The 26,113-nt window shown below is 67.7% G+C and carries 28 protein-coding genes and 2 pseudogenes; 18 read left to right on the top strand and 12 right to left on the bottom strand.

Annotated elements, in window-relative coordinates:
- The first annotated feature begins 43 nt into the window (after positions 1-43).
- The 5 genes from AB0H61_RS32435 to AB0H61_RS32415 all read left to right on the top strand — a co-directional run bounded on the left by AB0H61_RS32435 (position 44) and on the right by AB0H61_RS32415 (position 3,955).
- Positions 44-946, top strand: a complete 903-nt coding sequence (locus AB0H61_RS32435; protein ID WP_357311608.1) for a ferritin-like domain-containing protein — start codon at positions 44-46, stop codon at positions 944-946.
- Entirely contained in the window at positions 943-1,458 is a 516-nt protein-coding gene (locus AB0H61_RS32430; RefSeq protein ID WP_357311560.1) for a hypothetical protein, read from the top strand. Before AB0H61_RS32435 ends, AB0H61_RS32430 begins: the two co-directional genes overlap by 4 nt.
- The gene (locus AB0H61_RS32425; protein ID WP_357311559.1) at positions 1,455-2,948 is read left to right on the top strand and encodes an NAD(P)/FAD-dependent oxidoreductase; all 1,494 of its coding nucleotides are present in this window, start codon (positions 1,455-1,457) and stop codon (positions 2,946-2,948) included. The genes AB0H61_RS32430 and AB0H61_RS32425 overlap by 4 nt, the downstream gene beginning before the upstream one ends.
- Positions 2,949-3,058: 110 nt before the next feature.
- Positions 3,059-3,454 (top strand): Dyp-type peroxidase, encoded by a 396-nt coding sequence (locus tag AB0H61_RS32420; protein WP_357311558.1) that lies wholly within the window; start codon positions 3,059-3,061, stop codon positions 3,452-3,454.
- A gap of 87 nt (positions 3,455-3,541) precedes the next feature.
- Positions 3,542-3,955: a DUF3224 domain-containing protein gene (locus AB0H61_RS32415; protein WP_357311557.1), complete on the top strand. Its 414-nt coding sequence runs from the start codon at positions 3,542-3,544 to the stop codon at positions 3,953-3,955.
- A gap of 9 nt (positions 3,956-3,964) precedes the next feature.
- Here the strand turns inward: AB0H61_RS32415 and AB0H61_RS32410 are convergent, their stop codons facing one another.
- From AB0H61_RS32410 to AB0H61_RS32400, 3 genes are all read right to left on the bottom strand, one after another.
- Positions 3,965-4,747 carry a helical backbone metal receptor gene (locus tag AB0H61_RS32410; protein ID WP_357311556.1) on the bottom strand — a complete coding sequence of 261 codons (783 nt, stop codon included), beginning with the start codon at positions 4,745-4,747 and terminating at the stop codon, positions 3,965-3,967.
- Positions 4,748-5,654: 907 nt separating this feature from the next.
- Entirely contained in the window at positions 5,655-6,422 is a 768-nt protein-coding gene (locus tag AB0H61_RS32405) for an SWIM zinc finger family protein (protein ID WP_357311555.1), read from the bottom strand.
- Positions 6,419-9,223, bottom strand: a complete 2,805-nt coding sequence (locus tag AB0H61_RS32400; protein WP_357311554.1) for a DEAD/DEAH box helicase — start codon at positions 9,221-9,223, stop codon at positions 6,419-6,421. The genes AB0H61_RS32405 and AB0H61_RS32400 overlap by 4 nt, the downstream gene beginning before the upstream one ends.
- Positions 9,224-9,396: 173 nt before the next feature.
- On the opposite strand from AB0H61_RS32400, the gene AB0H61_RS32395 reads away from it, so the two are divergent.
- Both AB0H61_RS32395 and AB0H61_RS32390 read left to right on the top strand, forming a co-directional pair.
- Positions 9,397-9,759 (top strand): hypothetical protein, encoded by a 363-nt coding sequence (locus AB0H61_RS32395; protein ID WP_357311553.1) that lies wholly within the window; start codon positions 9,397-9,399, stop codon positions 9,757-9,759.
- A 149-nt stretch (positions 9,760-9,908) separates the two neighbouring features.
- Positions 9,909-10,568: pseudogene (locus AB0H61_RS32390) on the top strand (HNH endonuclease family protein).
- Between the two features lie 39 nt (positions 10,569-10,607).
- Here the strand turns inward: AB0H61_RS32390 and AB0H61_RS32385 are convergent.
- On the bottom strand, positions 10,608-11,420 hold the full coding sequence (locus tag AB0H61_RS32385; RefSeq protein ID WP_357311607.1) for a sulfurtransferase: 813 nt from the start codon (positions 11,418-11,420) through the stop codon (positions 10,608-10,610).
- A 188-nt stretch (positions 11,421-11,608) separates the two neighbouring features.
- On the opposite strand from AB0H61_RS32385, the gene AB0H61_RS32380 reads away from it, so the two are divergent.
- Positions 11,609-12,850 (top strand): benzoate/H(+) symporter BenE family transporter, encoded by a 1,242-nt coding sequence (locus AB0H61_RS32380; RefSeq protein WP_357311552.1) that lies wholly within the window; start codon positions 11,609-11,611, stop codon positions 12,848-12,850.
- A gap of 75 nt (positions 12,851-12,925) precedes the next feature.
- On the opposite strand, the gene AB0H61_RS32375 is transcribed toward AB0H61_RS32380, so the two are convergent.
- Genes AB0H61_RS32375 through pdhA form a run of 3 tightly spaced genes read right to left on the bottom strand, consistent with a single transcriptional unit; the run spans position 12,926 to position 16,395 of the window.
- On the bottom strand, positions 12,926-14,281 hold the full coding sequence (locus AB0H61_RS32375) for a dihydrolipoamide acetyltransferase family protein (protein ID WP_357311551.1): 1,356 nt from the start codon (positions 14,279-14,281) through the stop codon (positions 12,926-12,928).
- Between the two features lie 30 nt (positions 14,282-14,311).
- The gene (locus tag AB0H61_RS32370; RefSeq protein ID WP_357311550.1) at positions 14,312-15,286 is read right to left on the bottom strand and encodes an alpha-ketoacid dehydrogenase subunit beta; all 975 of its coding nucleotides are present in this window, start codon (positions 15,284-15,286) and stop codon (positions 14,312-14,314) included.
- On the bottom strand, positions 15,283-16,395 hold the full coding sequence (gene pdhA / locus AB0H61_RS32365; protein WP_357311549.1) for a pyruvate dehydrogenase (acetyl-transferring) E1 component subunit alpha: 1,113 nt from the start codon (positions 16,393-16,395) through the stop codon (positions 15,283-15,285). Before pdhA ends, AB0H61_RS32370 begins: the two co-directional genes overlap by 4 nt.
- A gap of 136 nt (positions 16,396-16,531) precedes the next feature.
- Here pdhA and AB0H61_RS32360 point away from each other — a divergent pair, with 136 nt between their 5' ends.
- Together AB0H61_RS32360 and AB0H61_RS32355 are read left to right on the top strand one after the other, a co-directional pair.
- Positions 16,532-17,026, top strand: a complete 495-nt coding sequence (locus AB0H61_RS32360; protein ID WP_357311548.1) for an Lrp/AsnC family transcriptional regulator — start codon at positions 16,532-16,534, stop codon at positions 17,024-17,026.
- A 118-nt stretch (positions 17,027-17,144) separates the two neighbouring features.
- Positions 17,145-17,948, top strand: a complete 804-nt coding sequence (locus AB0H61_RS32355) for an SDR family oxidoreductase (RefSeq protein ID WP_357311547.1) — start codon at positions 17,145-17,147, stop codon at positions 17,946-17,948.
- A 52-nt stretch (positions 17,949-18,000) separates the two neighbouring features.
- Here AB0H61_RS32355 and AB0H61_RS32350 read toward each other — a convergent pair whose 3' ends face one another.
- Together AB0H61_RS32350 and AB0H61_RS32345 are read right to left on the bottom strand one after the other, a co-directional pair.
- On the bottom strand, positions 18,001-18,423 hold the full coding sequence (locus tag AB0H61_RS32350) for a thioesterase family protein (RefSeq protein WP_357311546.1): 423 nt from the start codon (positions 18,421-18,423) through the stop codon (positions 18,001-18,003).
- Between the two features lie 31 nt (positions 18,424-18,454).
- Positions 18,455-19,435 carry an AraC family transcriptional regulator gene (locus AB0H61_RS32345; RefSeq protein WP_357311545.1) on the bottom strand — a complete coding sequence of 327 codons (981 nt, stop codon included), beginning with the start codon at positions 19,433-19,435 and terminating at the stop codon, positions 18,455-18,457.
- 81 nt (positions 19,436-19,516) lie between these two features.
- On the opposite strand from AB0H61_RS32345, the gene AB0H61_RS32340 reads away from it, so the two are divergent.
- From AB0H61_RS32340 to AB0H61_RS32320, 5 genes are all read left to right on the top strand, one after another.
- On the top strand, positions 19,517-20,374 hold the full coding sequence (locus AB0H61_RS32340; protein ID WP_357311544.1) for an NAD(P)H-binding protein: 858 nt from the start codon (positions 19,517-19,519) through the stop codon (positions 20,372-20,374).
- Positions 20,375-20,515: 141 nt separating this feature from the next.
- Positions 20,516-21,775, top strand: coding sequence for an MFS transporter (locus AB0H61_RS32335; protein WP_357311543.1), 1,260 nt, complete (start codon positions 20,516-20,518; stop codon positions 21,773-21,775).
- 79 nt (positions 21,776-21,854) lie between these two features.
- Positions 21,855-22,094, top strand: coding sequence for a hypothetical protein (locus tag AB0H61_RS32330; protein WP_357311542.1), 240 nt, complete (start codon positions 21,855-21,857; stop codon positions 22,092-22,094).
- A gap of 170 nt (positions 22,095-22,264) precedes the next feature.
- Positions 22,265-22,909 carry an MspA family porin gene (locus tag AB0H61_RS32325; RefSeq protein WP_357311541.1) on the top strand — a complete coding sequence of 215 codons (645 nt, stop codon included), beginning with the start codon at positions 22,265-22,267 and terminating at the stop codon, positions 22,907-22,909.
- Positions 22,906-23,229 carry a hypothetical protein gene (locus AB0H61_RS32320; protein WP_357311540.1) on the top strand — a complete coding sequence of 108 codons (324 nt, stop codon included), beginning with the start codon at positions 22,906-22,908 and terminating at the stop codon, positions 23,227-23,229. The genes AB0H61_RS32325 and AB0H61_RS32320 overlap by 4 nt, the downstream gene beginning before the upstream one ends.
- Positions 23,230-23,273: 44 nt before the next feature.
- Here AB0H61_RS32320 and AB0H61_RS32315 read toward each other — a convergent pair whose 3' ends face one another.
- From AB0H61_RS32315 to AB0H61_RS32305, 3 genes are read right to left on the bottom strand one after another with little or no spacing between them, the layout of a single operon-like run.
- Positions 23,274-23,711: a hypothetical protein gene (locus AB0H61_RS32315; RefSeq protein ID WP_357311539.1), complete on the bottom strand. Its 438-nt coding sequence runs from the start codon at positions 23,709-23,711 to the stop codon at positions 23,274-23,276.
- Positions 23,708-23,929: a hypothetical protein gene (locus tag AB0H61_RS32310; RefSeq protein ID WP_357311538.1), complete on the bottom strand. Its 222-nt coding sequence runs from the start codon at positions 23,927-23,929 to the stop codon at positions 23,708-23,710. The genes AB0H61_RS32315 and AB0H61_RS32310 overlap by 4 nt, the downstream gene beginning before the upstream one ends.
- A 6-nt stretch (positions 23,930-23,935) precedes the next feature.
- A complete protein-coding gene (locus AB0H61_RS32305; RefSeq protein ID WP_357311537.1) occupies positions 23,936-24,304 on the bottom strand; it encodes a hypothetical protein in 369 nt (122 codons plus the stop codon).
- 365 nt (positions 24,305-24,669) lie between these two features.
- Between AB0H61_RS32305 and AB0H61_RS32300 the strand changes: the two genes are divergently transcribed.
- From AB0H61_RS32300 to AB0H61_RS32290, 3 genes and pseudogenes are all read left to right on the top strand, one after another.
- Positions 24,670-25,572, top strand: a complete 903-nt coding sequence (locus AB0H61_RS32300; protein WP_357311536.1) for a helix-turn-helix transcriptional regulator — start codon at positions 24,670-24,672, stop codon at positions 25,570-25,572.
- The gene (locus AB0H61_RS32295) at positions 25,547-25,753 is read left to right on the top strand and encodes a DUF397 domain-containing protein (protein ID WP_357311535.1); all 207 of its coding nucleotides are present in this window, start codon (positions 25,547-25,549) and stop codon (positions 25,751-25,753) included. The genes AB0H61_RS32300 and AB0H61_RS32295 overlap by 26 nt, the downstream gene beginning before the upstream one ends.
- A 131-nt stretch (positions 25,754-25,884) precedes the next feature.
- Positions 25,885-26,084 (top strand): annotated as a pseudogene (locus AB0H61_RS32290) (DUF397 domain-containing protein).
- Positions 26,085-26,113: the final 29 nt, after the last annotated feature.

Here is a 26,113-nt window from a genome sequence, read left to right as displayed (position 1 = left end):
CCATCCCAGGCCGGGCGGACGCGAGGCCTTCGCATACCCGGACATGCTGGCCACCGTCAAGGACAAGCAGTGGGCCTTGGCCGATATCGACTGGGACGCACCGGGCACCGAGCTGATCACCGACGAACAACGCCCGCGGCTGGCGGCGTTCATGGCCGATCTGGTCTGGATCGAACACGTCGGCCAGCGCGGATTCGCCGCGCTCACCACCAAGGCCCCGGAAAGCGCGCTGAAGCAGATCTACCACTACTTCGCGGCCGAGGAGCAGAAACACGCCAATGCCGAACTGGCGCTGATGCGCCGCTGGGGCATGCTCGACGGCGACGCGATGCCGGTGCCCAACAAGAATATTCGGCTGGTGATCGAATTCCTCGATCGGTACGCGGACAGCCTCTCGCTGCCGGTGCTCGGCACCGTGGTTCCGGCGCTGGAGACCGCACTCGACGGCGCACTGGTGAAATTCCTGCTGGACGAGGTGCGCGATCCGCTCTGCCACGAGGTGTTCCGGCATATCAACAATGACGAATCCCGGCATCTGGCCGTCGGATTCCAGGTGTTGGAGCAGCTCGGCGCCGGGCCGATGCGCACCCTGCTCATCGAGACCGCGGGCTACGCGATCCGCCCCTCCGTGGTGCTGGGCGCCGTGCTCTACGCCCCGCTGCTGTCGCGGATGGCGGGCAGCATCATGGCGATGGGCCTGGACGAGGAGAAGCTGTGGAATGCCGTTCGGCGCTATGAGCATGTCGGAGAACGCAATCCGAATATCCGCCGGGTGCCGCTCTATCACGTGGTCCGGTACCACGCCACGGCCACCATCAACCGCATGCAGCCGCTGCGGCTGATCTCCGGCACCCTAACCAAGGGCATCGACCTGTTTCCGACCCGGCTGCTCGGCAGACCGCCGTCGTGGACCGAGGATCTGACCTACGAGCCGGTCGCGAAATGATCGAGCTACGCGGCGCGGATTCCTATACCGGCGAATGGATTCGCAGCGATCGCTGGGATCATCGGCCGGATCTCACCGGTGAGCGGGTCGCGGTGATCGGCGAGGGCGCCGCGGTCGCCGAGGTGCTGCCCGCCGTCGTCGCGACCGCCGGGCGGGTACGGGTCTTCCAGACCGATCCGATCTGGGTGCTGCCGCGCAGCCCGATCCCCGGCACCGACCCGCTGCTGCGGCGGTTGCCCGCCCGCGGCCTCCGGCTGGCGGCACGGGCGAATCTGCGCCTACAGGTGCGTGATTCGTGGGTGCGCAGGCAGCTCACACCGGAGCGGCCCGGCGTGATCACGCTGCACGACCACTATTACGCGGCGCTGCGGCGGGACAACTGCAAACTCATCACATTTCCGATCGCCCGCTTCGTCCCGCTCGGGCTGCGCACCGTCGACGGCATCGAGCACAGGTTCGACTGCATCGTGCTCGCCGGTGATCCGGGCGCACCGCACCAGGAGGTGGCATGACCAGCAATGGAATCGACCACGAGGTGATCATCGTCGGTGCCGGATTCTCCGGTATCGGGGCGGCGATCAAGCTGCGAGAGGCCGATTTCGACGATTTCCTCCTCGTCGACGAGGCCGACGGGGTCGGCGGCACCTGGCATTGGAATACCTATCCCGGTGTCGCCGTCGATATCCCGTCGTTCAGCTATCAGTTCTCCTTCGAGCAGCGCGCGGACTGGTCACGGGTCTACGCGCTGGGGCACGAGCTCAAGGCCTACGCCGAGACCTGCGTCGACAAGTACGGACTGCGCTCGCGGATCCGGTTCCGCACCACCGTCACCGGAGCCGAATTCGACTCCGACCAGCACCGGTGGGTGCTGCATACCGACGGCGGCGGCGATCTCACCGCACGGTTCGTGATCAGCGCGACCGGGGTGTTGACCCGGCCCAAACTGCCCGAGATTCCGGGGATCTCGGCATTCGACGGCGTCACCATGCATACGGCGCGCTGGGATCACCGGCAGGACCTGCGCGGCAAGCGCGTCGCGATCATCGGAACCGGCGCGTCCGCGGTGCAGGTGATTCCCGAGATCGCGCCGAAGGTGGCGCGGCTCACCGTATTCCAGCGCACCCCCATCTGGTGCCTGCCGCGCCCCGATATCCCACTGCCGGCGCCGCTGCGGTGGGCGCTGCGGCTGCCGGGCGGACGACCCTTGACCCGGTTGATCAGCCAGACCTATGTCGAGATCACCTTCCCCATCGCCGCCCACTACTACAGCAGCCTGCCGACCGCGGCGGTCGGCGAACGCCTCGGCCTCGCCCACCTGCGACGTCAGGTCCACGATCCGGCGCTCCGCGAAAAGCTCACGCCCCGGTACGCATTGGGCTGCAAACGGCCCGGCTTCTCCAACGACTACCTGGCCACCTTCAATCGCGACAACGTGACCTTGGAGACAGATCCGATCGCCGGGATCACCGCGACCGGCGTCCGCACCGCATCCGGTACGGAGCACCCGGCCGACGTGCTCATCCTGGCGACCGGATTCAAGGTGATGGAGTCCGGCAATATGCCCACCTACGACCTGCACGGTGTGGACGGTCTCGACCTGGAGAAGTGGTGGGACGACAACCGATTGCAGGCCTACGAGGGCGTCAGCGTGCCGGGGTTCCCGAATTTCTTCTCGATCATCGGACCCTACGGCTACAACGGATCCTCGTACTTCGCGTTGATCGAGAACCAGACCAGGCATATCCTGCGCTGCCTGCGCCATGCCCGCGCGGGCAATGCGACGCTGATCGAGGTCACCGAGGAGGCCAACGACCGCTTCTTCCGGGAAATGCTGGCCCGGCGCGGCAACCAGGTCTTCTGGCAGGACAGCTGTGCGCTGGCCAACAGCTACTACTTCGACAAACACGGCGATGTTCCGCTACGACCGTCCACCACTGTCGAAGCAGCTTGGCGCAGTGGCCATTTCGACCTCGACGACTACCGGTTCGCGACTGCGGGGTAGGTCGCCGTTCCGCTAGCCTCGGCGGGCGGGCCACCGCGCCGGAACCGGCGCAGAATCCCGCGTAGTGCGGCGGCGATGTCCTGGTCTAGCTCCGTGCCGACGACGCCCAGGTGATCAGCGCCGCCTTCCGGGCGCTGCGGGCCAGAATGCCCGGGCTGGCGAAGATGCGCCGGACGCAGCACGGTTTCCTGAGGTGGCCGAGCTCCGGTGCGACGCCGCGAAATATGTTCGGCCACAAGGATGGCACCGCCAACCCACAGCCGGGCACCGCGACCTTCGACCGCACCGTGTGGGTCGACGCCGCCGACGAACCCGCCTGGTTCCGCGGTGGTTCCTACCTGGTCTTCCGCAAGATCCGGATGAAGACCGCCGAGTGGGACCGGCTGGCATCGGCCGAACAGGACCGGATCATCGGGCGACGGCGCGGCGATGGCGCACCGCTGGGGCGGCCGCGGAATTCGACCCCGTCGATCCCGAGGCCCGTGCCGCCGACGGTGACCCGGTGATCCCGATCGGGGCCGGGTTGGGGCTCTGAGTCCCGGCTTCCGCTCGGAGAGCACGGAATGTCGGTGCCGGTCATTACCATTCGCCGCATGAAAGCAACCGGCACCTTCTCCGTCGCCTCCTTCGTCCCCGCCGAGGTATCCCCGCAACCCGCCATCACCACCGCGCTGCCGGTCGGCATCGCCACCATCGAGAAGATCTTCGAGGGCGACATCGCCGGTCGCTCGGCCACGCTGTTCACCTCCGCGTTCGATCACGCCGCCGGCACCGGCAGCTATGTCGCGATGGAGTCGTTCGAGGGCACCGTCGACGGCCGCGCCGGAACCTTCAACTTCCTGCATTCCGCGACCACCTCCGGCGCGGATCGCAGCGATCCCTTCTTCCTGATCGTGCCCAACAGCGGTACCGGTGAGCTGACGGGCATCACGGGCACCGGGGATATCACCGTGGATGCGGAGGGTACCCACCACATCTGGTTCGACTACGAGCTCGGTACGGCGTAGGACCCGCACTCACCGGACAGCGGCGCGGGCCAATTGCTCGGTGAGTGTCGTACGCGCGGTTACGAGCGAAGGCCCGTACCAGGTGAGACTGCGCCCCTCGACCAGCGCGACGGGAATTCCCGGAAAGGCGTCGGGGCCATCGGTTTCGGTAAAGACGTAGGGTTCGTCGGGCAGTACCGCGAGGGATATGCCGCTGGTCAGCTCGTCCGCCGTGACTCGCGGATACCGGTCGGACCGGTCGGCGTGGACCAGGTGCAGGCCGAGGCGACCGGCCAGGTCACCGGTGAAGGTATTGCGGCCGACCACCATCCACGGGTTACGCCAGATGGGGATCACGGCATCCCGGCGCGGCGCGGGCGGGGGTGCTGACCAGGCCGATTCGGCGTCGGCGAGCCACCGCGGGGGCTCGATGCCGAGTGCGCGGGTGAACAGGCGGGTGAGCGAGGCGAACGCCTCGTCCACCGTCTCGATGGAGGTGACCCATACGGGTACTCCCGCGGCCCGGAGACGTTCGACATCGATCCGGCGGTTCTCCTCGCGATTGCACAGCACCAGGTCCGGGGCGAGTTCGATGATGCGGCGCACATTCGGATTCTTGGTGCCGCGGACCCGTTCGACGGCCAAGTCAGCCGGGTGAGTGCACCAATCCGTTACCGCGACAAGCAGTTCGGGACAGGTGGCGGCAACGGATTCGGTGAGAGAGGGCACCAGCGAGATCACGCGCCGCACCGGTGCCGGCATCGCCACGACGGATCCGAGATCGTCTACCCGCGCAACCCGATCGACGCTCATCGGACCGAGCTCCGCACCGATCCCGATGAGCGCGCGCTCACCATGGAAGCCGACGGCACAGCGGGCGCACCGCGGGCGCGGGCGCCTCGAGCGGCGTTTTGCTTGCCCCTGGCACCAGCGGGTAGAGAAACCGGCGCGAGCTGGTCGGCGTCGGTAGCGGCATATCCGGCGTCCCGCAGCCATGTGCGCAGACCGGTGGAGGCCACCAGCTTGTCGATGGTGAGCCCGGTCGGACCAGCGGTGCCGAGAATCACCGGCCCGGATTCCAGCCAGGGGTCTTGCCCGCCACGACACCCAGCCTATGACATAAGCTCTGCGTCGCGATGATTACCCCACCGACCGGGCGGTTCGGCCGCACCGCGAAGGACGGTGGAGGGGCAGCGACCGGGCATCCCTGGGGCAGTACCGCTCCGAAATCGGTGACCGCACACTGAGAGAGGTACCCGGCACCGGGAGTCCCGGCGCCGCCGGATAAGGTCCCGTCCCGAGCTGACCCGGCCGCCGACAGCCCCGCTGCCGGGTGCTCATCAACGAAATACGTTGTGCCCGTGACAATTCCGAACACAACGCCGATCACGCTCTTACCGCTCCATCGTATGCCCCGAACGTCGCCGTCACCGGCGGAACTTACTGCGGCCGTATCGGCTCCGCAGCGACGGCCGGACTATCACGCCCGAATGCCCGATGCCCGAACGGGCAGCGCGGGGACAGCGTTCGGGCATTTCCCGAGTGCCCCGACCACCGCAGACTGGATAGTGGCACCCGGCGCGAGGAAGCTACCGATCCGCAGCACACCGGGCGAAATCCGCCCGTTATGTCCGGGAGGCGTGGTCGGTTGCGCTGCCGGGTGCCCGGCGGAATCCGGTACCGCGCTCAGCCTCCCGACACCTTCAGCGCCCGAATAGCTTCAGTGCCCGAGCAGCTCGTACAGCGTGCTCAGCTCGCGGAGTCCAGCGGCGGCGGTCGGTTCGTCCTCGGCCACCATTCGCATCGCGCGGCGCAGCAGCGTGGGATCCAAATCGTCCAGTGCGGAACGGAAGTCCAGCTTCGGCAGGTCGGGGAGGTGGGCGTGATCGCCGTACGGGTCATCGGAGGCCGTCGGCTGCGGATCGCGTTCGATGCCGCCGATGAGGGTGTCCAGGTCCAGCCCGCGCAGTGTCAGGATTTCGCGCGGGCGCTCGTCCAATCGCTCCGCCAGCAGGTAGCAGACCGCGGCCACGTGTTTACACGGCCAGCCCGCGTCCGGGCAAGTACACGCGAAATCCAGGTCGGCGGCGGTGGTCGGCAGCAGATGCGGGCCCAGGCCGGTGGGCAGGGCGCCGGAGGCGATTTCGGCGAGCATGCCGGGCGCGGTGCGGATGGTGTCGATCAGCAGCTCGAGCTCCTCGTCGCGCAGCGGACGTACGGCGAAAACCGCGGTGAACGGACGCGGTTGGCTGCCTTGCACTTCCGCGGTCACCGCACCCGGCTCGATCCGATAGCTGACCACCTGACCGGCCCGGGCATAGGTGCGGCCGCGGGCGAGTCTGCCCGGCTCTGCCATCGCCTCCACCGCGTCGATCAGCGCCTTACCCCACCAGGTGCGGCCGAATCCCCCGCGTCTGCTGTGGGCCGCCACCCCGCCCTCGACCGGACGACGCTTGCCATATTTGCGGTAATCCTCGAAGGGGCTCATTCGCCGACCGCCTCGGCGCCGAGGGCGAACAATTCGTGCAGCTCGTCGGTGCCGAGCTCGGTGATCCAGTTCTCCCCCGCGCCTACCGCCAGCTCGGCGAGCATGCGCTTGCCGTTGATCATTTCATCGATCTTTTCCTCGATGGTGTCGACGCAGACCAGCTTGCGCACCTGCACATTGCGCTGCTGACCGATCCGGAAAGCGCGGTCGGTCGCCTGATTCTCCACCGCCGGATTCCACCAGCGATCCAGGTGCACCACGTGATTGGCGGCGGTCAGATTCAGCCCGGTACCACCCGCTTTGAGCGACAACAGCATCAGCGGCGGACCGTCGCCGGACTGGAAGTCCTCGACCATGGCGTCACGCCGTTTCTTGGGCACTCCCCCGTGCAGGAACGGAACCGTGGTGCCGAAACGTTCGGTCAGGTAGGGCGCGATGATATCGCCGAATTCGCGGAACTGGGTGAACAGCAACGCCTTTTCCCCATCGGCCAGCACCGATTCCAGCACATCCTCGATCAGAGCCAGCTTGCCGGAGCGATGATTGCCGCGCAGCAGAATCCTCGAACCATCACCGAGGAAGTGCGCCGGATGGTTGCAGACCTGTTTGAGCCTGGTCAGCGCGCCGAGCACAGCGCCCTTGCGCGCCATACCCTTCGCATCCTTGATCTTTGCCATCATGTCGTCGACCACCGCCTGATACAGCGCGGCCTGCTCGACGGTCAGATTGGCGCGGACGGTCATCTCCAGCTTTTCCGGGAGATCGGAGATGACGGCGGGATCGGTCTTCACCCGGCGCAGCACGAACGGCTGGGTCAGGAAGCGCAGTCGGGAGATCGCGTTCTGATCCTGTTCCCGTTCGATCGGGACGGCGAAACGGGCGCGGAAGGTCTGCGGGCTGCCGAGCAATGTGGGCATCGCGAAATCCAGGATCGAGCGCAATTCCTCCAGCCGGTTCTCCACCGGGGTTCCGGTGAGCGCCAGACGATGCCTGGCCGCCAACGCCCGTGCCGCGCGCGCCTGCCTGGTGCCCGCATTCTTGATGTGCTGCGCCTCGTCCAGCACGATCCGCTCCCAGGACTGCCGTCCCAGTTCCTCGATATCCCGGGCCAGCAGCGCGTAGGTGGTGATCACCAGGTCCGAATCCGACACCGCCGCATCGAGTTCCGCACCGGTTCGGCGTCCGACCCCGTGGTGTACGAGCACCCGCAGGTCCGGTGCGAACCGCGCCGCTTCGCGCTGCCAGTTACCGACCACGGACATGGGGCACACCAGCACGGTCGGCCCCGGCCGCCCTGCGGCATCCGGGGCAGCTTCACGTTCGTGCACCAGCAGCGCCAGTACCTGCACCGTCTTGCCGAGCCCCATATCGTCGGCCAGGATTGCGCCGCAACCCATTCGGCTCATGGTGGCCAGCCAGGTCAGCCCGCGCCGCTGATAGGGGCGCAGCTCGGCCTTCAGTCCGTCCGGCGGTGCGACCGGTTCCGGATCATGGCGCCGATCCAGCAGTTCGGCCGCCCAGCCGGTGGCGGTGACCTCGGTGATCGGCACCTGATCGACCCGGCCGCCCGCGAGCTCGCCGAGCATGTCGGCCAGGGTGATCGGCGAGGTGTCGGTATGGGCGGCCACATAGCGGGCCGCGGCCGCCAGCACCTTGTGATCGGCTTGCACCCACTCACCACGCAGTTGCACCAGATCCGATTTGGCGTGCACCAGCCGTGCCATCTCGGCGGCGGTCAGCACGGTATCGCCGAGCGCCAATTCCCAACGGTAGGACACCAATCCGCGCATGCCGACGGTGCTCTCGACGGCCGGGACCGCACTGTCCACCCGCAGCCGCATGGTCGGCGCGGTGATATTCCATGCCCGCGGCAGCAGCAGCCGGACACCGGCGGCCTGCAGCACATGCGCGCCGTGCTCGACCAGATCGGCGACGACCGGGGTGGGCAGCAGCAGGTCCATGGTGTGCGGGTCGCTCGGGAGATCACGCAGGCGCGGGTAGGCCCGCTGCGCCTCACCCAGCTTCTCGACCGCGGTCCGCACCAGACTCGGATCGCCGTGTAGCGGAATCGGATTCGGCGCCTCCCCCGCGACGCGCAGACAGACCTCCAACCGCCACAGCGCGACCGTCTCATCCTCGGTGCCGAATGCGCCGTCGGGTTCGAGCAGGCGAAGCACCAACTCGGGCTGATCCACGGTGAGGCTGGCTCGCCAGCGCTCCAGCACCTCGGCGAGCTGGTAGCTGCCGCCCTCCAGCGCGATATCGTCGACCAGCGCCGCGAGCAGCGGATGCGTCGACGTGGGTGTCTCGATCAGTTCCCGCGCGATCGGATCGGTGAGTTCGCCGACCAGATCGTCGAGGACGGCGGCGGGCCGCCCCGCCACCCGAAGCGCCGCGGGCATGGCGACCGCCAATTCGGCGAGCCAGGCGCGCTGCCGCTCACCGCCGAGCAGCCGCCAGCGCACCCACCACTGGCCGTCCTCACGTCGCAGCTCCGGCACGATCCGGCCGGCCCGAGCCCAGCGTTCGATGCCGTGCGCGACATGGGCGAGGAACCGCAGATCCCCCGTGACGGCTTCGGCGGGCAATCGCTGCCGCAACGCCGTCGCGGCGGCCGCGGGAGCCATCGCGTGCGCGCGCACCTGTCGACACGCGGACCCGTCCGCGCCGAGCACCTCGGCCCGATGCCGGAACTTGGACGACCGCAGCACACCGCCGAGGGGTTCGGGTACTGCAGCGGATTCCGCGTCGTCGGTCCACAGCAGCAGGCCAGATCCCGGCGACCACAGACCGTGCAGCATCCGACCATCCAATCAGGTGGGTCCGACAGCTCTCGCACCGCTTTCCCGGCTCCGCCTGCTCTGGATTTCTCGGCTACACCGGATAAAATTGAATATCCGCTGGTCATAGCATCGGAACCATCGCTAGGTTGCCACACGAACCTAGGCGTCCAAGGAAAGTGCAGGGCAGCAGCATGACAATTCTGCTCCAGGTACTCGAGCAGAGCTTCACGCCGACCGCACCATGGGAACGGCGCAAATTCACTTTCGTCAATACCGACAAAATCGTCGGAATGCGACTGGACGGTCAGTCGGGAGTCTGGCTGGACCTGTCCAGACCCGGCGAATCCCAGCGCCTGGCGCGCACCCTGGATCCCCGCGACGCGGTGACGTTCCTGCTCACCACCTTCGCCAAGATCGCCGAGTGCGAGGAGCGCGGCGGCTCGTGGTTGATCGGGCACGACGGCTCGCGCACCGAAACCATCGCGGCCACCAAATTTCCGCCGCAGATCGACAAAGTCGCCGAGGATGACCTGCTGGCCCGCGCCTGGTTGTGATCGGATTCCCGGTCTGAGGGCTTGATACAGCTGGGTACGCACGAATGTCGGTACACACGGGTACAAGTAGCACCGTGCGCGCGGACATTCGACGGTTTGTGCCGAGCGGCCCTGTGCTGCGCGGCGGGTTGCTGGCGTTTCTCGTCGGCGTGCCGGGCGCGACCGGCTGCACCGAACTCGGCGCGACGGGCACGCCCGCGCCGGGGAGCACCACCCGGGCCCAGGTGGAGCAGTTGCTCGCCTCGGTGCGGGTCATCGCCGCGCGCCCGTACCCCGGCGGCTACGAGCGCGGCTGCGAGGAGGGGCAGGGCTGCGTCTTCGGCCGGGCCTGGTCGGACGACTACGACGGTCCGGACGGGCATGACGGCTGCGACACCCGCAATAACGTGCTGGCTCGCCAGCTCACCGGGGTGACTTTCCGCGCGGGCACCCGCGAGTGCGTGGTGACGTCAGGGGTCCTTGACGATCCCTACACCGGACGGCGTCTCACGTTCGCCAAGGCCGACGCGCGTGACGTGCAGATCGACCACGTCTATCCGCTGGCCGCCGCCTGGGATATGGGCGCCGCGTCCTGGTCGCTGGAGCGACGCGTGATCTTCGCCAATGACGTCGAGACCAATCTGCTGGCCACCGACGCGGAGACGAATCAGGCCAAGGGTGACAGCACCCCGGCGGAATAGCTGCCGCCCGCGCGCGCCGACCACTGCTTCTACGCGGCGAAATACCTCACCGTCGCCGTGCGGTACGACCTGCCGGTGACCGCCGCGGATAACGCCGCGCTGCACGACGTCGCCCGCACCTGTCCGTGAGCTGCCATCGGTATCGACACACACGGGACGGGGAACGATCTACCGGTCGGCACCGGTGGCGACCGGGCGCTTCGGGTCATTCGACCACTGCGACCACGAACCCGGGTACAACGCCGCCTCCACCCCGATGACGGCCAGCGCCGCCACCTGATGGGCCGCGGTGACACCGGAACCGCAGTACACCGCGACCGGGCCGGAACCCAGGCCCGCGAACCGTTCGCGCAGTTCGGCGGCCGCGCGGAAGCGTCCGAAGGCGTCCAGGTTCTCGGTGGTGGGCGCGCTCACCGCGCCCGGAATGTGACCGGCCTGCGGATCGATCGGCTCCACTTCCCCGCGGTACCGTTCGCCCGCGCGCGCGTCGAGCAGCAGACCCCGCCATTTGGCAACGGCATTCGCGTCGACGACCGGCAATTGGCCCGGATTCAGTTCGACATCACCGGGTTCCGGATCCGGCTCGGCGCCCGAGACGAGTTCGCCGCCCGCCGCGGTCCATCCGGGCAACCCGCCGTCCAGGATCCGGACGTCGGCGATGCCCGCCCAGCGCAGCAGCCACCAGGCCCGGGCCGCGGCCATGCCGCCGGTCGCGTCGTAGACGACCACGGGATCACCGGTCCTGATACCCCAACTGCGGGCGCACTTCTCGAGCTGTGTGGGTTCGGGCAATGGATGCCTGCCCCGGGCCGGTGATGGCGGCGCGGCCAATTCGGTTTCCAGGTCGACGAAGACCGCGCCGGGAATGTGACCGTCGAGATAGTGCTGCGGGCCGTCCGGATCACCTAACGCCCACCTGACATCCAGCAGGCGAATACCCTTGTCCGTCAATGTTTCCCGAAGTTCATCAGGTGAAATCAGTACCGCGCTCAAGCCAAACTCCTCGTCCAGAATCGCACTTCGCGCACCGACCACTCCACCCTACGCACCACCGCGCGCCGATGTCTCGATACCCGCGTCAACCGCGGCCGTCCGACCAGCGGAAATTCAGGCCAGTTTCCCGTGACTGGCCGGTGACACACCGTCTGACCAGCGGCAAGATCCGGACAATGTCGAAAGTATCCGCGGCCGAAGACGCGCCATCCACCGCGCCCGAACCACCCGCCGCGGCCGACACCCGGATACCGCCCGAGGCCGGACTCGCCCAGCCACTCGGCGCCGGGGTCGTCACCGCGCTGGTGGGTTTCACCAGTTCGTTCGCGGTGGTACTCACCGGCCTGACCGCGGTGGGCGCGACCTCGGCGCAGGCCGCGTCGGGACTGCTGGCAGTGTGCGTCACGCAGGCCATCGGGATGATCCTGCTCAGTTACCGATATCGGATGCCGATCAGTCTGGCCTGGTCGACTCCGGGCGCCGCGCTGCTCGCGAGCACCGGCGCGATAACGGGCGGTTGGCCCGCCGCTGTCGGCGCGTTCGCGATCACCGGGGTGCTGATCGTGATCACCGGGCTGTGGCAACGCCTCGGGAATCTCGTGGCATCGATTCCGGTGGAGATCGCGCAGGCCATGCTGGCCGGGGTGCTGGCGCCGCTGTGCCTGGCGCCGGTGCAGGCGGTGCGGACCAGTCCGGCGGTGGTGGTCCCGGTGATCGTGGTCTGGCTCGTGCTCCAGCGATTCGCCAAGCGGTGGGCGGTGATCGCGGCCTTCGTGACCGCCGCCGCCGGGGCGGGCATCGCCATCGCGGTCCAACATCGGCGCCTGGATCTCACGGCCATGGCGCCGTCGGTGGAATGGACACTGCCGCACTGGAATTGGCAGGCGATGATCGGGGTCGCGATCCCGCTCTATATCGTCACCATGGCCTCGCAGAACATTCCGGGCACGGCGGTCATGCGATCGTTCGACTACCGGGTGCCGTGGCGGGCTGCCATGACCGTCACCGGAATCGGCACCATCCTCGGCGCCCCCGCGGGCGGGCACGCGATCAATCTGGCCGCGATCAGCGCCGCGCTGTCCGCCGCTCCCGCGGCGCATCCGAACCCCCGACGCCGTTGGATCGCGGCCGCCACGGCGGGTGTCGTCTACCTGCTGCTCGCGCTCGGATCGGCCGCGTTGGTCACCCTGATCGCGACCGCACCCAAGGGCACGCTGGAAACCGTTGCGGGACTTGCCCTGCTCGCCACGCTCGCCGCGGCGCTGGCCGGTGCGCTGAAGTCCGAACAGCACCGCGAGGCGGGCGTCGTCACCTTCCTGATCGCCGCCTCCGGCGTCGGATTCCTGGGCATCGGCGCCGCGTTCTGGGCACTGGTCGCGGGGCTGGTCGTGCGCGGTGTGCTCACCCACCGCGGCTGATCGTCCGGAATTCATTCGCCGGAGACCGCACCGGAAACGGTCGCGCCGAGTGCCGAGGCGTGGGATGTGGTGCGCTCAGCTGCGACTGAGCAAGGTGAGCGGATCCTCCAGCAGTCCCGCCACCGCGGCGAGGAAGCGGGCGCCGAGTTCACCATCCACCATCCGGTGGTCGAAGCTGACCCCCAGCGTGGTGACCCAGCGGACCGCGAGCTCATCGCGGAATATCCAGGGCCGCTTGCGGATCGAGCCGAGGCATAGGATGGCGGCCTCGCCGGGATTGACCAGCGGCACTCCGGTGTCGACCCCGAATACGCCGACATTGGTGATGGTGAAGGTGCCGCCCCGCAGGTCGACCGGGGTGGCGCTGCCCGCCCGCGCGGTTTCGGCCAGCCAGCCGATCTCCCGGCACAGGTCGCGCAGGCTGAGCGACTGGGCCTCCTTGAGATTGGGCACCAGCAGCCCGCGCTCGGTCGCCACCGCGATGCCGAGGTTGACGTAGTGCCTGGTGATGATCTCCTGGTTCGCTTCGTCCCAGGCCGTGTTGATGCCGGGGAATTCCGCGATCGCCGCGATCACCGCCTTGGCGACCAGCGACAGCGGCGTGAGGGTGAGCCCGGCGAAGGACGCCGTGGAGCGCAGGTGGTCGAGCAGTTCCATCGATGCGGTGAAGTCCACGGCGACGAAGGCGCTGGCCTGTGGGATGGTGCGAGCGCTGGCCACCATGGCCGCGGCGGTGCGCTTGCGGATGCCGCTGATCGGCGTCCGCTCCTCGCGGGCGGCCGGGCGGATGAGGCCCGCGTGTTGGTCGGTGACGGTCGGCGGCACGGGGGCCGTGGTTTCGTCCGCGCGGGTGGCCAGGGTGCGCGGCTGCGAAACCGGTACGGCGCCGCGCACATCCTCAACGGTCACCGCGCCCCCCGGACCGGAGCCCGCCACGTACCAGAGGTCGATACCGAGTTCCTTGGCCAGCTTGCGCGCGGCGGGGGTCGCGGCCGCGCGCGCGGTCATCGGTTCCGCCCGCACCGGAGGTGGATTCTCTGCGGCGGCAATGGGTTCCGCCGTCGGAGTGGGCCTGCGGCGCCGAGATATGCCCTCGTCCTCCGGTCCGTACCCGACCAGTACCGAGGTGCGTCCGTTCTCGCCCGGACCCGGGGTTTCCGCCGCGGGCGGTGCGGCCCGGCCGGTGCGCACCCGGATCAGTGGCGCACCGACGGGAACCGTGTCACCCGGTCGCGCCAGCAGTTCGACGACCTGTCCGGAGAAGGGAGACGGCAGCGCCACCACCGCCTTCGCCGTCTCCACCTCCGCGATCGTCTGATTCAGCTCGACCGTATCCCCGACATCCACCGACCAGGACAGCAATTCGGCGTCCGTGAGTCCCTCCCCGAGATCCGGGAGCCGGAATTCCAGGACGTGGCCGTCATCGTGCACGGGGGCACCTCTCACTTGGCGGTCGAGGCGTCAGGCGGCCAGCGAACGGTCCACCGCGGCCAGGATGCGGTCGGGGTCGGGCAGGTGGTGCTTTTCGAGCTTAGCGGGGGGATAGGGGATGTCGAAGCCACCGACGCGCAGTACCGGGGCCTCCAGGTGGTAGAAGCAACGCTCGGTGATTCTGGCCGCGATCTCGGCTCCGAGCCCGCCGAAGACCGGCGCCTCGTGCACCACCACCAGCCTGCCGGTCTTCGACACCGACTCCTCGATGGTGTCGGCATCGAGTGGCGAAAGGCTGCGCAGATCCACGACTTCCAGCGAATGTCCTTCCTCGGCCGCTATTTTCGCGGCGGTCATGGCGGTGGCCACGGTGCCGCCGTAGGCCGCGATGGTGACATCAGAACCGGTGACGCAGATCCGGGCCCGATCCAGTGGCAACTCCGGCGCGGCGTCGAAGTCGACGTCGGCCTTGTCCCAGTAGCGGCGCTTTGGTTCGAAGAAGATCACCGGGTCGTCGAGCGCGATCGCCTGGCGCACCATGTGATACGCGTCGGCCGGATTGCTCGGCGTGACCACCCGCAAGCCGGCGGTATGGGCGAAATACGCCTCCGGTGACTCCGAATGGTGTTCCACCGAACCGATCCCACCACCGAACGGGATGCGAATCGTGATGGGGGCGGTCACCTTTCCCCCGGTCCGATAGTGGATCTTGGCCACCTGCGAGACGATCTGATCGAAGGCCGGGTAGACGAAGCCGTCGAACTGGATCTCACAGACGGGTCGATAGCCGCGCAATGCCATACCGAAAGCCGTTCCGATAATGCCGGATTCGGCCAGCGGGGTGTCCACCACCCGGTTGTCCCCGAAATCCTTCTGCAGCGTGTCGGTGACCCGGAAGACTCCGCCGAGCCTGCCGATATCCTCGCCCATCAGCAACACCTTGGGATCGTCCTCCAGCGCCCGGCGCAGCCCGGTATTGATCGCGGCGGCGAAGGTGGTGATCATGAGCGGACTCCTTCCGATGGCGCGGAGGATGGACCGGGATCGCCGGTGAGGTACTCCGCGTAGGCCCGCCGCTCCTCGGTGATGAGCGGATGCGGGGTGGTGTAGACGTGATCGAACAGCTGCATCGGCGCCGGATCGGGCATGTCGATGGTGGCGGTGCGCACCTGATCGGCGACCTCGTCGGCGCGGGCGGCGACCCGGCGTTCGAATGCCTCGTCCCACAGCGCCTCGCGCTCGAGTAGCCTGCGCATCCGGTCGATCGGATCGCGACGCTGCCACTGCTCGGTCTCGGCGGCGGAGCGATAGCGAGTGGGGTCGTCGGCCGTGGTGTGCGGGCCCATCCGATAGGTCAGCGCCTCGATGAAGGACGGTCCGCCGCCGGTGCGCGCACGCTGGACGGCCTGCCGCGTCACCGCGAGCACGGCCAGCACATCGTTGCCGTCGACCTGGACGCCGGGGATTCCGTAGCCGTAGGCGCGGCGCACGATCGGAGTCTCGCTCTGCACCCGGACCGGGGCGCTGATCGCCCACTGGTTGTTCTGGCAGAAGAAGACCACCGGCGCACTCCAGCTGGCGGCGAAACCCATGGCCTCGGCGATATCGCCCTGGCTGGACGCACCGTCGCCGAAGTAGGCGATGACCGCGATCTCAGCGCCGTCCAGGTGGGCGGCGTAGGCGTAACCGGTGGCATGCAGGCCCTGGGAGCCGACCACGATGTTCGGGTTGGTCATATTGATGGCGGCGGGATCCCAGCAGTGGTGCGCGGTGCCGCGCCACAGGCGGGTGAGGCTCCCGGGGTCGACGCCGCGACAGTAGGCGACCGCCGCCTCGCGATAGCTACAGAACACATAGTCGTCGGGCCGGAGGGCACGAGCCGAGCCGACCTGGGCCGCTTCCTGGCCGAGGAGCGGGGGCCACAGGCCGAGCTGGCCCTGTCGTTGCAGCGCGGTTGCCTCGGTATCGATGCGGCGGGTCACCACCAGGTCCTCGTACAGCGCGCGCAGCTGTTCCGGGCCTATATCGGCCACCGATGCGGCATGTTCGCGATCGAAGACACGGCGGCCGTCGGGCTGGACCAATTGGATCGGGTATGCGGATTTCTCCGACATCGTCGACCGCCTCCTCCGCGTAGGCGCTGTGCTCTACTTCACAGCATCCACGAGAAGGCGATGTGCGCAAGCGACCGACAAGCGAATGAGCAGAATGCTCAAATCGGAACGCCGTACGAGTGTCATACTGCGTACTATGACCAGCAGGGAACCGGTCGACGCGACCTTGGACGCCACCGATGCGCGATTGTTGCTCGAACTGGTCGCCAACCCGCGCGCGACCGGCGTGGAACTCGCCACCAGGCTGGGGCTGTCCCGCAATACCGTGCAAGCCCGGCTCTCCCGCTGGGAGGCGGGCGGCGTACTCGGCAGTTTCGAGCGGCGGGTCGAACCGCGGGCACTCGGGTACCCGCTGGCGGCCTTCGTCGCGGTGGTGGTCGACCAGCATCGGCTGGACTCGGTGGTCGACGAACTCGCCGAGGTGCCGGAGGTGACCGAGGTATGCGGTATGACCGGGCCGACCGATCTGACGGTGCGGGTGGTCGCGCAGGATGCCGACGATCTCTATCGGATCGCCGGCCAGATCCTGAAGATTCCCGGGGTGGAACGCACCAATATGGCGCTGGTGATGCGCTCGCTGGTCGGTCCACGCACCGCGCCGCTGCTGGACCGGCTCGCCGGGCCCGGCTGATCCACCGGAGCCGGGACGGTACGGCGAATACCCTTGACCTCGAGTGCGATCGAGGTTCCAGGATGGCAGGGTGCCGTCAGGAGGTGCCCGTCCCGCGCTGCCCGCTAGGGTGCGACCTATGGAGATTTCGGGCAAGGTCGCGATCGTCACGGGGGCGGGCGCGGGGATCGGTGCGGCGCTGGCGCGTCGGCTCGCCGCGGGCGGGGGCCGGGTGGTGGTCGCCGATCTGGACGCCGAATCCGCGGCCGCGGTCGCCGCGTCCATCGGGTCGAATGCGGTCGCCGCGAGCGGCGATGTCGCCGACGAGAAGGTGATCCAGACCCTGATCGACCGTGCCGAAGCCGAATTCGGTCCGGTGGACCTGTACTTCGCCAACGCGGGCATCGGCGGCGGTCCCGGCCTGGACAGCACCGATGAACAGTGGTCCGCCGCACTGGAAGTCAATGTTCTCGCCCATGTTCGCGCCGCCCGCCTGCTGATGCCCGGCTGGCTGGAACGCGGCGCCGGATACTTCGTCTCCACTGCCTCCGCCGCGGGTCTGCTCACCCAAATCGGTTCCGCCCCGTACTCGGTCACCAAACACGCGGCCGTTGGATTCGCGGAATGGCTTTCGGTCACCTACGGCGACAAGGGTATTCGCGTCAGCTGCGTCTGCCCGATGGGTGTGGACACCCGCCTGCTGCACGGCGAACTCATCCCCGATGACCCCGCCGCCGCCGAGCTCGCCGTCAAGGCCGTGACCACCGCGGGCGCCGTCATCACCCCCGAACAGGTCGCCGACACCATCGTCGACGGCATCGGCACCGAGCAATTCCTGATCCTGCCCCACCCCGAAGTCCTGAAGATGTACCGCCACAAGGGTTCCGACTACGACCGCTGGCTCGACGGGATGCGGCGCTTCCAAGCCGCCCTCGGCGGCTGATATGGTGCCGCTGCGCTGATTCGACGGCAACGCCGGACCCGCGGTCCGCCCGTCAGTCGGTGACGAGCGCGGTCGCCGCGGTCCGGATGACCTCGGGAATCTCGACCGGCTTGCGGGTCTCGGAATCCACGTAGACGTGCACGAAGACACCGGTGGCGGCGAGTTCGAGGACGCCGTCGGCCTCCCGGAAGATCGCCAGATCGTAGGTGATGCTGGAGCGGCCGAGCCGCGAGACGCGCAGGCCGACCTGCACCCGGTCCGGGAAGCTGATCGAACCGAGGTACTGACACGAGGTCTGAGCGACCACGCCGAGCGCGGGCAGATTCCGGATATCGGTGCCGGTGGCGTCCATCAACCACGCGTTGACCGCGGTGTCGAAGTACGAGTAGTACGTCACGTTGTTCACGTGGCCGTAGTGGTCGTTATCTGCCCACCGGGTCGGCACCGGCCAGAGCACTGGATACTGCTGCGTCACCCGGCCGACGTTATCGCACCCACTCACCGGCTCAGCCGGCTGCCGCCCCCGAGTGCTCGGCCGGGGTCGCGCCTTGACGATGGTCGCGCGGGCTCACGCCGAAGTGCCGCTTGAAGGCCGCACTCAACGCGAAGGCGCTGCCGTATCCGACCTGGCGGGCGATGGCCTCGATGGTGGCATCGGATTCCTGCAATAGATCGGCGGCGAGCGCCAGCCGCCATTCGGTGAGGAAGGCCATCGGCGGTTCGCCGACCAGATCGGTGAAGCGGCGGGCCAGCGCGGCGCGCGACACTCCGACCGCGTCGGCCAGACTCGCGACGGTCCACCCGTGCGCCGGATTGTGTTGCAGCAGCCGCAGTGCCTTGCCGACCAGCGGATCGCTGTAGGCGTGGTACCAAGCCGGGGCGTCTTCGCGGGCGAACCAGGCGCGCAGCGCGGCGATCAGCACCAGGTCGAGCAGGCGGTCGAGCACCGCGCCCTGCGCGGGTTCATCCTTGGTGGCCTCGTCGGCGAGCAGGTCGAGTAGGCGGCTGTCGAAATCGCCGTGCGGCAGCACGATGATCGGCGGCAGCGCCCGCAACAGCCGCTGACTGGCGGCGCCCGCCGATTCGTAGGTTCCGGTCACCATCATGGTGGCGCCCTCGGGGTCGGTCCCCCACTGACGCACGCCGAGACTCAATGTCTCGCAGAGAATTTCACCGTCCGGCGTCTTCGTCACCTGGCCGGGGTGAATGATGATCTGCGGCTCCGTAGCCGGCGAGTCGGCCACCGTATACGGTTGCGGCCCACGGAAAATCGCGACATCGCCCGCGTTGAGCTGGCGCGGCGCCGCTGCCCCGTGCTGCTTCGGCCCGGCATCCGGCAGGATCCAGGCGGTCCCGCGGATCATCGACAACACCGTCAGCGGGGCCTCGTCCTGGATTCGCAGCGACCACGGCGGGTCGAGCAGCGAGCACATCAGGAACGCACCTCGGGCGCGTGGACCTTCGAGCAGACTGGCGAGCGCATCCACACCACTCAGGGTAGACGCTGACGCATGATCGCGAGCGGCTGAACCATGTTCCGTCTCGGCAAACGCCGATGAAATAGAGATATGACAGTCAACGACACCCACCGCCCCCGCATCCTCGTCACCGGCGCCACCGGCAAGACCGGCAGCCGCGTGGTCACCCGGCTGCGGCAGGCCGGGCATCCGGTCCGGCTCGGCTCCCGCACCGCCGACTACCCCTTCGACTGGACGAACCGGAATACCTGGTCGGCGGCATTGGAGGGCATCGAACAGGTCTACCTCGCCTTCCAGCCGGATCTCGCGGTGCCGGGCGCACCCGATGTCATCCGCGCCTTCGTCGCCGCCGCGAAGACGAACGGCGTGCGCAAACTGGTGCTGCTGTCCGGGCGCGGCGAACCCGAGGCCGTGGAGTGCGAGCAGATCGTGCGGGAATCCGGTCTGGACTGGACCGTGGTGCGCTGTAGCTTCTTCGCCCAGAACTTCAGCGAGGGCGCCTTCGTCGACTACATCCTCGCCGGCGAGGTCGCCCTGCCGAACGGCGATGTGCCGGAACCCTTCGTGCACGCCGACGATATCGCCGACGTCGCGGTGGCGGCGCTCACCGAGGAAGGACATCGCGGGCAGATCTACGAGCTGACCGGCCCGCGCGCCCTGACCTTCGCCGAAGCGACCGCCGAGATCGCCGCGGCCACCGGACGCGAGATCGCGTTCATCCCGATCTCGCGCACCGACTTCGTCGCGGGCCTCACCGAATACCAGCTGCCCACCGATGTGATCAGCCTGCTGGACTACCTGTTCGGCACCATCCTGGATGGCCGCAATTCGGCGACCGCCGACGGGGTGCGGCGCGCACTCGGCCGGGCGCCGAGGGATTTCCGCGACTACGCCCGGGAAACCGCCGCCACCGGGGTGTGGGCCGCTCAGGAGGCGCCGGTGCACTGAGACCCGAACCGATAACCTCCCGCGGACGTGGATTTCAACGACGAACTCCACGCAACCGGAACCCGCCGGGCCGACGATGTCCCGGACCGGATCCGCGGGAGGCGTCTGCGCCCGCGAATAATGATCGGTACCGTCGAACGGATGCCGACCACGACCGTCGACCACGCGCTGCGCCTGGCCCGCGCCGCGGTCTTCGCGGTGTTCACGCTGAACGGATTTCTGGTGGCCCTGTGGGTGGTGCACATCCCGGTCGTCACCGATCGCACCGATATCGCGAAATCCACCCTCGGCACCTTCATCCTGATGTTGACCGGGGCCGCGCTCGTCGGCATGCGGATCGCCGGCCCGCTGGCCGACCGCTTCGGTAGCCGCACGCTGGTCGGTGCGGCGGCGATCCTCGCCTCGGTGACCGTGATCGGCCCCGGTCTCGCGACCGGCCCGGTCGCCCTCGCCATCGCCCTGGCCTGCTTCGGATTCGGCAACGGCGCCCTGGATGTCTCGATGAATACCCAGGCCGTGCATGTCGAACGGGCCTACGGCCGCCCGATCATGTCCGCCTTCCACGCACTGTTCTCCGGCGGCGGACTGCTCGGTTCGGTGCTCGGCGCGGCGGCCCAGCGCGCGGGCATGGATATCCGCCTGACCCTGACCCTCGGCGCCGCCGCGTCACTCGCCCTCACGGTCGCGGCGCTACCGTTCCTGCTGCGCGACACCAGATCCGAATCGCATTCGCCGGTCGCCGACGCGCACACCGACTCCGACGCGGCTGCCGATGCCGGGTCGATGCGTTCGGCCGGCCCCGGCACTCCGTCGTCGGCGACCGTCGCGCGCGGCATATCCGGCCGAAACCGAAAGGTGCTGGGGTTGGCGGTCATCGCGTTCATCATCCTGATGACCGAGGGTGCGGCCGCGGATTGGAGCGCCCTGCAAGTGCGCGACCACCTCGGTGCGGACGAGGCGACCGCCGCTCTCGCCTTCGGCGCATTCTCTTTCACCATGACCGCGGGCCGATTCGCCACCGACCGGATCGCCGGGGCATTCGGCCGCGTGGCCGTCGTCCGCTATGGCACCCTGATCTGCGCGACCGGCCTCGGCCTTGTCATCCTGTCGGCCTGGACCCCGCTGACCCTGCTCGGCTGGGCGCTGGTCGGCCTCGGCCTGTCCGGCAGTATTCCGCAAATATTCACCGCCGCGGGCAATCTCGGCTCCGCCACGGCCGCGACCGATATGTCCCGGGTTTTCAGCATCGGCTATCTCGGCCTGCTCGCCGGACCCGCTCTCATCGGCTGGCTCACCGCCCTGGTTCCCCTCACCACCGCCCTGGCCGCCCCCTTGATCGCGGTACTCCTGTGCAGCTGGTTCGCGGGGGTCGTCGCACCACCCGGCAAGTCCTCGGCATAGCGTTGCGCGCCGAAATCTGAGGTGGTACACCGGTTCCGCACGCTCGGTTGAACTGCTACGCGATAGGTAGGGTCGGGGGATGTTCGATAACGGCAGACTCGAGGCCAAGATGGATCGCATCGAGCGGAAGCTGGATCTGATCATCGAACACTTCGGCATCGTGGAGCCCGAGGCGGGAACCGGGATGGCGGAGATCGATGAACTGTTGCGGCATGGCAAGAAGATCCAAGCCATCAAGCGATATCGGGACTTCCACCCGGCAGCGGGACTGAAGGAAGCCAAGGATGCGGTCGAGGCGCGGCAGCGGCACGAGCTCTGACCCGAGTTCCGATACCCGAGTCAGCTCGACGGGTGAGAGTCGATTCGACTACCGAAGCCAGAAGCGGTGACGATTCCCACACACCGCATCGGGCGAACGCCGGATAACGTCCGGTGCGGTGCGGCCGTAGTCTTCTGTCTCGGAATGTCTTTTAAGGATGAGGAAGTTCGATGAAGGGCTCTATCAAGGCACTGCTATGCCTATCGGCGGTGCTGGGGCTCGGTGGTGCGGGGGCACTGGGTTTCAACGGTGCGACGGCGGTAGCCGAGCAGACGGCGGACAAATCCCGGACGGTCACCACCGAGGATGGGTGGGAATTGCGGATCACCAAGACCGCCGAGAATGTGGACCGTCAACCCAATCTGGCGAATTCGCCGCTCAGCCGCGAGGCATTCGTGAGCCTGTCGGCCGTCGCCGATATCACCGGCAGCGGCCGGGTAGCGGTGGATTCGGGTTCGGTCCAGCTGGGCTACCAACTCGGTTGCCAGGTGGACGTTTCCAGCGGACTCACCATGGGTCTCGCGGTCGCGACGGGGCCGAGTATCGGAATTTCGGCGGGCGGGGTCAATGTCGGCCTCGGCGCGCAGGCCATTCCGAGCGTCTCGATGACCGCCAAGCCCGGCACCATCGTCAACCTTCCGTTCGGGACGAAAACATTGGCGGGCGCGCACGGTTCGATCACCACCGACCAGGTGCAGATCAAGGTCGACGGCTGCCTCGGCTCGGTCAGCCTGCGTTCCTTCGCGATCGTGTCGATTTCGACCGCCACCGCGGACAATTCGGTATCCGTCTACGGCGATCCGGTGTGGCTGTGAGGCGCGTGAACTGGCTGGCGGCGACCGGCGCGCTGGTCTCGGTCCTGGCGATCTACCCGCTCGCGCAGGCCGCGCCGATCGTGCCCGCCGCCCCCGAACCGGGCTGCGGTACACCGGCGGCCGGATCCGAACCATCCTGCGCGGCACCGGTGGAGACGACTCGCCCCGCCCCGCGCCCGCCGACCCTGCCACCGGCGTTTCCGCCCAGCATGCTCCCGCAACCGAGGCCCGCCGCACCTGGCGCCAATCCTCCTGCGGGAGCGCTGGTTCCACCCGCCGCCGGCTCAGGACGCGGCACCCCGATCGTCCCGGCCGACTGATCGCGGGTCGTCAGCCGCGCGCGACGGATGCCCGGCATCGTCGGCTACTTCGCGCGCGGCAGCAGTTCGGCGGCGGACAGGGTGATACGCACCAGGTCGTCGAATGAGGGGCGCAGTTCGGCGCGGGGTTCCTCGAGCCATTCGCGCCGCGGGTCGTGCGGACCGGGCAGCATGATCAGCGCTCCGGCGACGGTGCGGATGGCCTGATAGGCGGACAGCGCGGCGAATATGCGCACCGGTCGTTCATCCAGGGTGTCGGCGCCGTGGGACAGGAAGGTCCGGTTGCGGGTCGCGGTATTCACAATGACCGGTGTCGGCGAACCGCGGGAGCGGAGTTCGGTGTGCACGAATTCGGCGAGCGGCTGCGGCATTTGGATGCCGTCGACCGCTCCGGCCCGCAAGATGATGTGCCCGTGGGCGTCGACGTAGACGTCGAGGCCGTGGTCGCAGCGGTAGCGGGCGGCAAGGTCTGCCGCGGTCAAGGGTGTAACCATAGTTCCTCGCAGGGCATGCGTCGGGTCGGGATAAGGCCGTCGAGGACTTCGGCGGCACTGAGATCGGGGTGGTGGCTGTCGGCCCATTTGTCGAGGAAGTTCGCGACCGCGGTGCGACATCCACGAAAGTCGAAAACGATATCGCCCGTGGTGAATCGGAGGTGCAGGTCCGGTTCGTCCGGGCGCGGCGAGCCCCCCGCGGGCATCGGTGCTCACCACAGCCTGCACACGCGTATCGCCTCGACGACATCCTCGGGAGCGGGCCGGTAGGCATCGGCCGGGTTACCGTCGAGCCAGCGGCGCGTCGTATCGCGCGGAGCCGGTAGCCGGATCTCGTGGCCGTACGGGACGAGGCGCGCCCGCGTGGCCGCGAGCATCGCGAAAGTGGCGCAGTCACACAGGTTGTGGTGCACCGGCGCGGTGAGCATCGTCCACCACTCCTGGGCTCTCTCGTCGACCGCGACGACCACCGGTCCGGGATGAGCAAGCCGCGCCAGCACCCGCCTGCCCAACTCCGACGGCATTTCGACCGCACCTACCGCCCCGGCCCGCAGCACGATCTCGCCGGTTCTATCACGCACGAACGCATCCAGTCCGGCAACGTCGCGGTAGAACCCGGTGTGCTGTATGGATTTATCGACTCGGCTCGGTGCATTCATCGCGGACCCCTGGTAATGGACGATGTTCAGATGCGCGGTATCCGGCGATTCGGCCCCACAGCCCGTGGCCGTGGCGTCGCTCGGAGACGGTCACGAGCGGTGCGGGTTGCTCCCCGCCACCCCGGATACCGCGCAGCCACAACAACATCACCACCTCTGACTTGGTACAACGCGCACACGGAATCCCGTGCGAGATTTTCCGTTTCGCCAGGTACGTTTCCGCTACCCGTGACAAACTGATTCCGCTCCCCGCTGTCCGCCGTTCCGCCTACGAGGGGTAACTAGAGATGGCCGACGAAGACAGCACACTCCCCCGGCGTCAGCTGGGTCGACAACTGCGTGAGTACCGTGAGGAAATGGGCATGACACTGGCCCAGGCGGCCAGGCTCGCAGAAATAGGTACGTCGACACTGCACCGGCTGGAGAAAGGCCAAGCCGACAAGGTTCGTGTCCGGATAGTGCTGTACCTGTGTGAGATATACGAGCGGTCCGCCGAAGAGATGGCGGCAGCGAAGCACCTTGCCGAGCAGGCTGCGGTCAAGAGCTGGCACGCCGAGTACAACGAGTTCCTGCCGAACAACTTCGACAACTACGTCGGACTGGAAGCCGCTGCGCAGCATCTGGTTTCGTATCAAGAATTGATGCCCGGTTTGCTACAGACCGCGGATTACGCCCGAACGATGATCCGACACTACTATGTGAAGGAATCGGATAGCGACATCGATCGCCGAGTCGAACTGCGGATGAAGCGGCAGATCATCGTCAAGCGGAAGGCCGAGCCGGTAAAGCTCGATGTGGTTGTACATCAATCCGCGCTGCATCGCGTTGTAGGCAACCACAGGGTCATGGCCAATCAGTTGCGGCACTTGGCCGATGCCAGCACGTGGCCGAATATCGAATTGCGGATCCTGCCGTTCGCGGCGGGCTTGCCGATGGGTGTATTGCCGGGAGGATTCGTCATCCTCGATTTCGGGTTCGATACCAAAAGGCGACCAGTGGAGCCTCCCGTGATCTTCGTCGAGAACGTGCTCACGGCGAACATCTACCTGGAGAAACCGTACGATGTCGACCGCTATCGTGAACTGTCGGCAACTCTGCACCAGGCTTCGCTGGATGCTGCAGACAGCAGAGCACTGCTGAGAAAAGTAGCGAAGGAGTATCAAAGTGGACATGAACCTTGCTGGCGCTGAGTGGTTCAAGAGCCGCCGCAGCCAGGCAGGCCAGGAGTGCGTCGAGGTCGCCTGGCTCAACAACGGCAACGTCGGTGTCCGCGACTCGAAGAACCCCACCGGCCCCGCGCTGATCTTCACCCCCGGCGAATGGGACGCCTTCACCGCAGGCGTCGCCGACGGCGAATTCAACCGCCCCTGACCACAGTCGAGAGACGGCCCTGCTCCGATCGCGTGTTGAAGCAAGCCATTGTCGCGTCGTGGTGACGGCCGTATCGTCGGTGATTCAACCTATTGCGTGCCAAGGGAGTTCGTGTGAGCGGCACATATGACATCCACCTGACGGGCGCCCAGTGGTTCAAAAGCAGCCGCAGCTCAGGCGGGAACGAATGCGTCGAAGTCGCATTCCTCGACGGCGGCCACGTCGGTGTCCGCGACTCGAAGAACCCACCGGCCCCGCACTGATCTTCACCCCCGCCGAATGGGACGCCTTCACCGCAGGCATCACCGACGGCGAGTTCGACCGCCCTTAGTCGATCAGCTGCGCAAACCCCGTGGTGAC

It is taken from the genome of Nocardia sp. NPDC050710 (genome assembly GCF_040654375.1).
Taxonomy (GTDB): domain Bacteria; phylum Actinomycetota; class Actinomycetes; order Mycobacteriales; family Mycobacteriaceae; genus Nocardia.
Note: the sequence above shows the minus strand (reverse complement) of the source record. Positions and strands in the feature narration are given on the sequence as shown.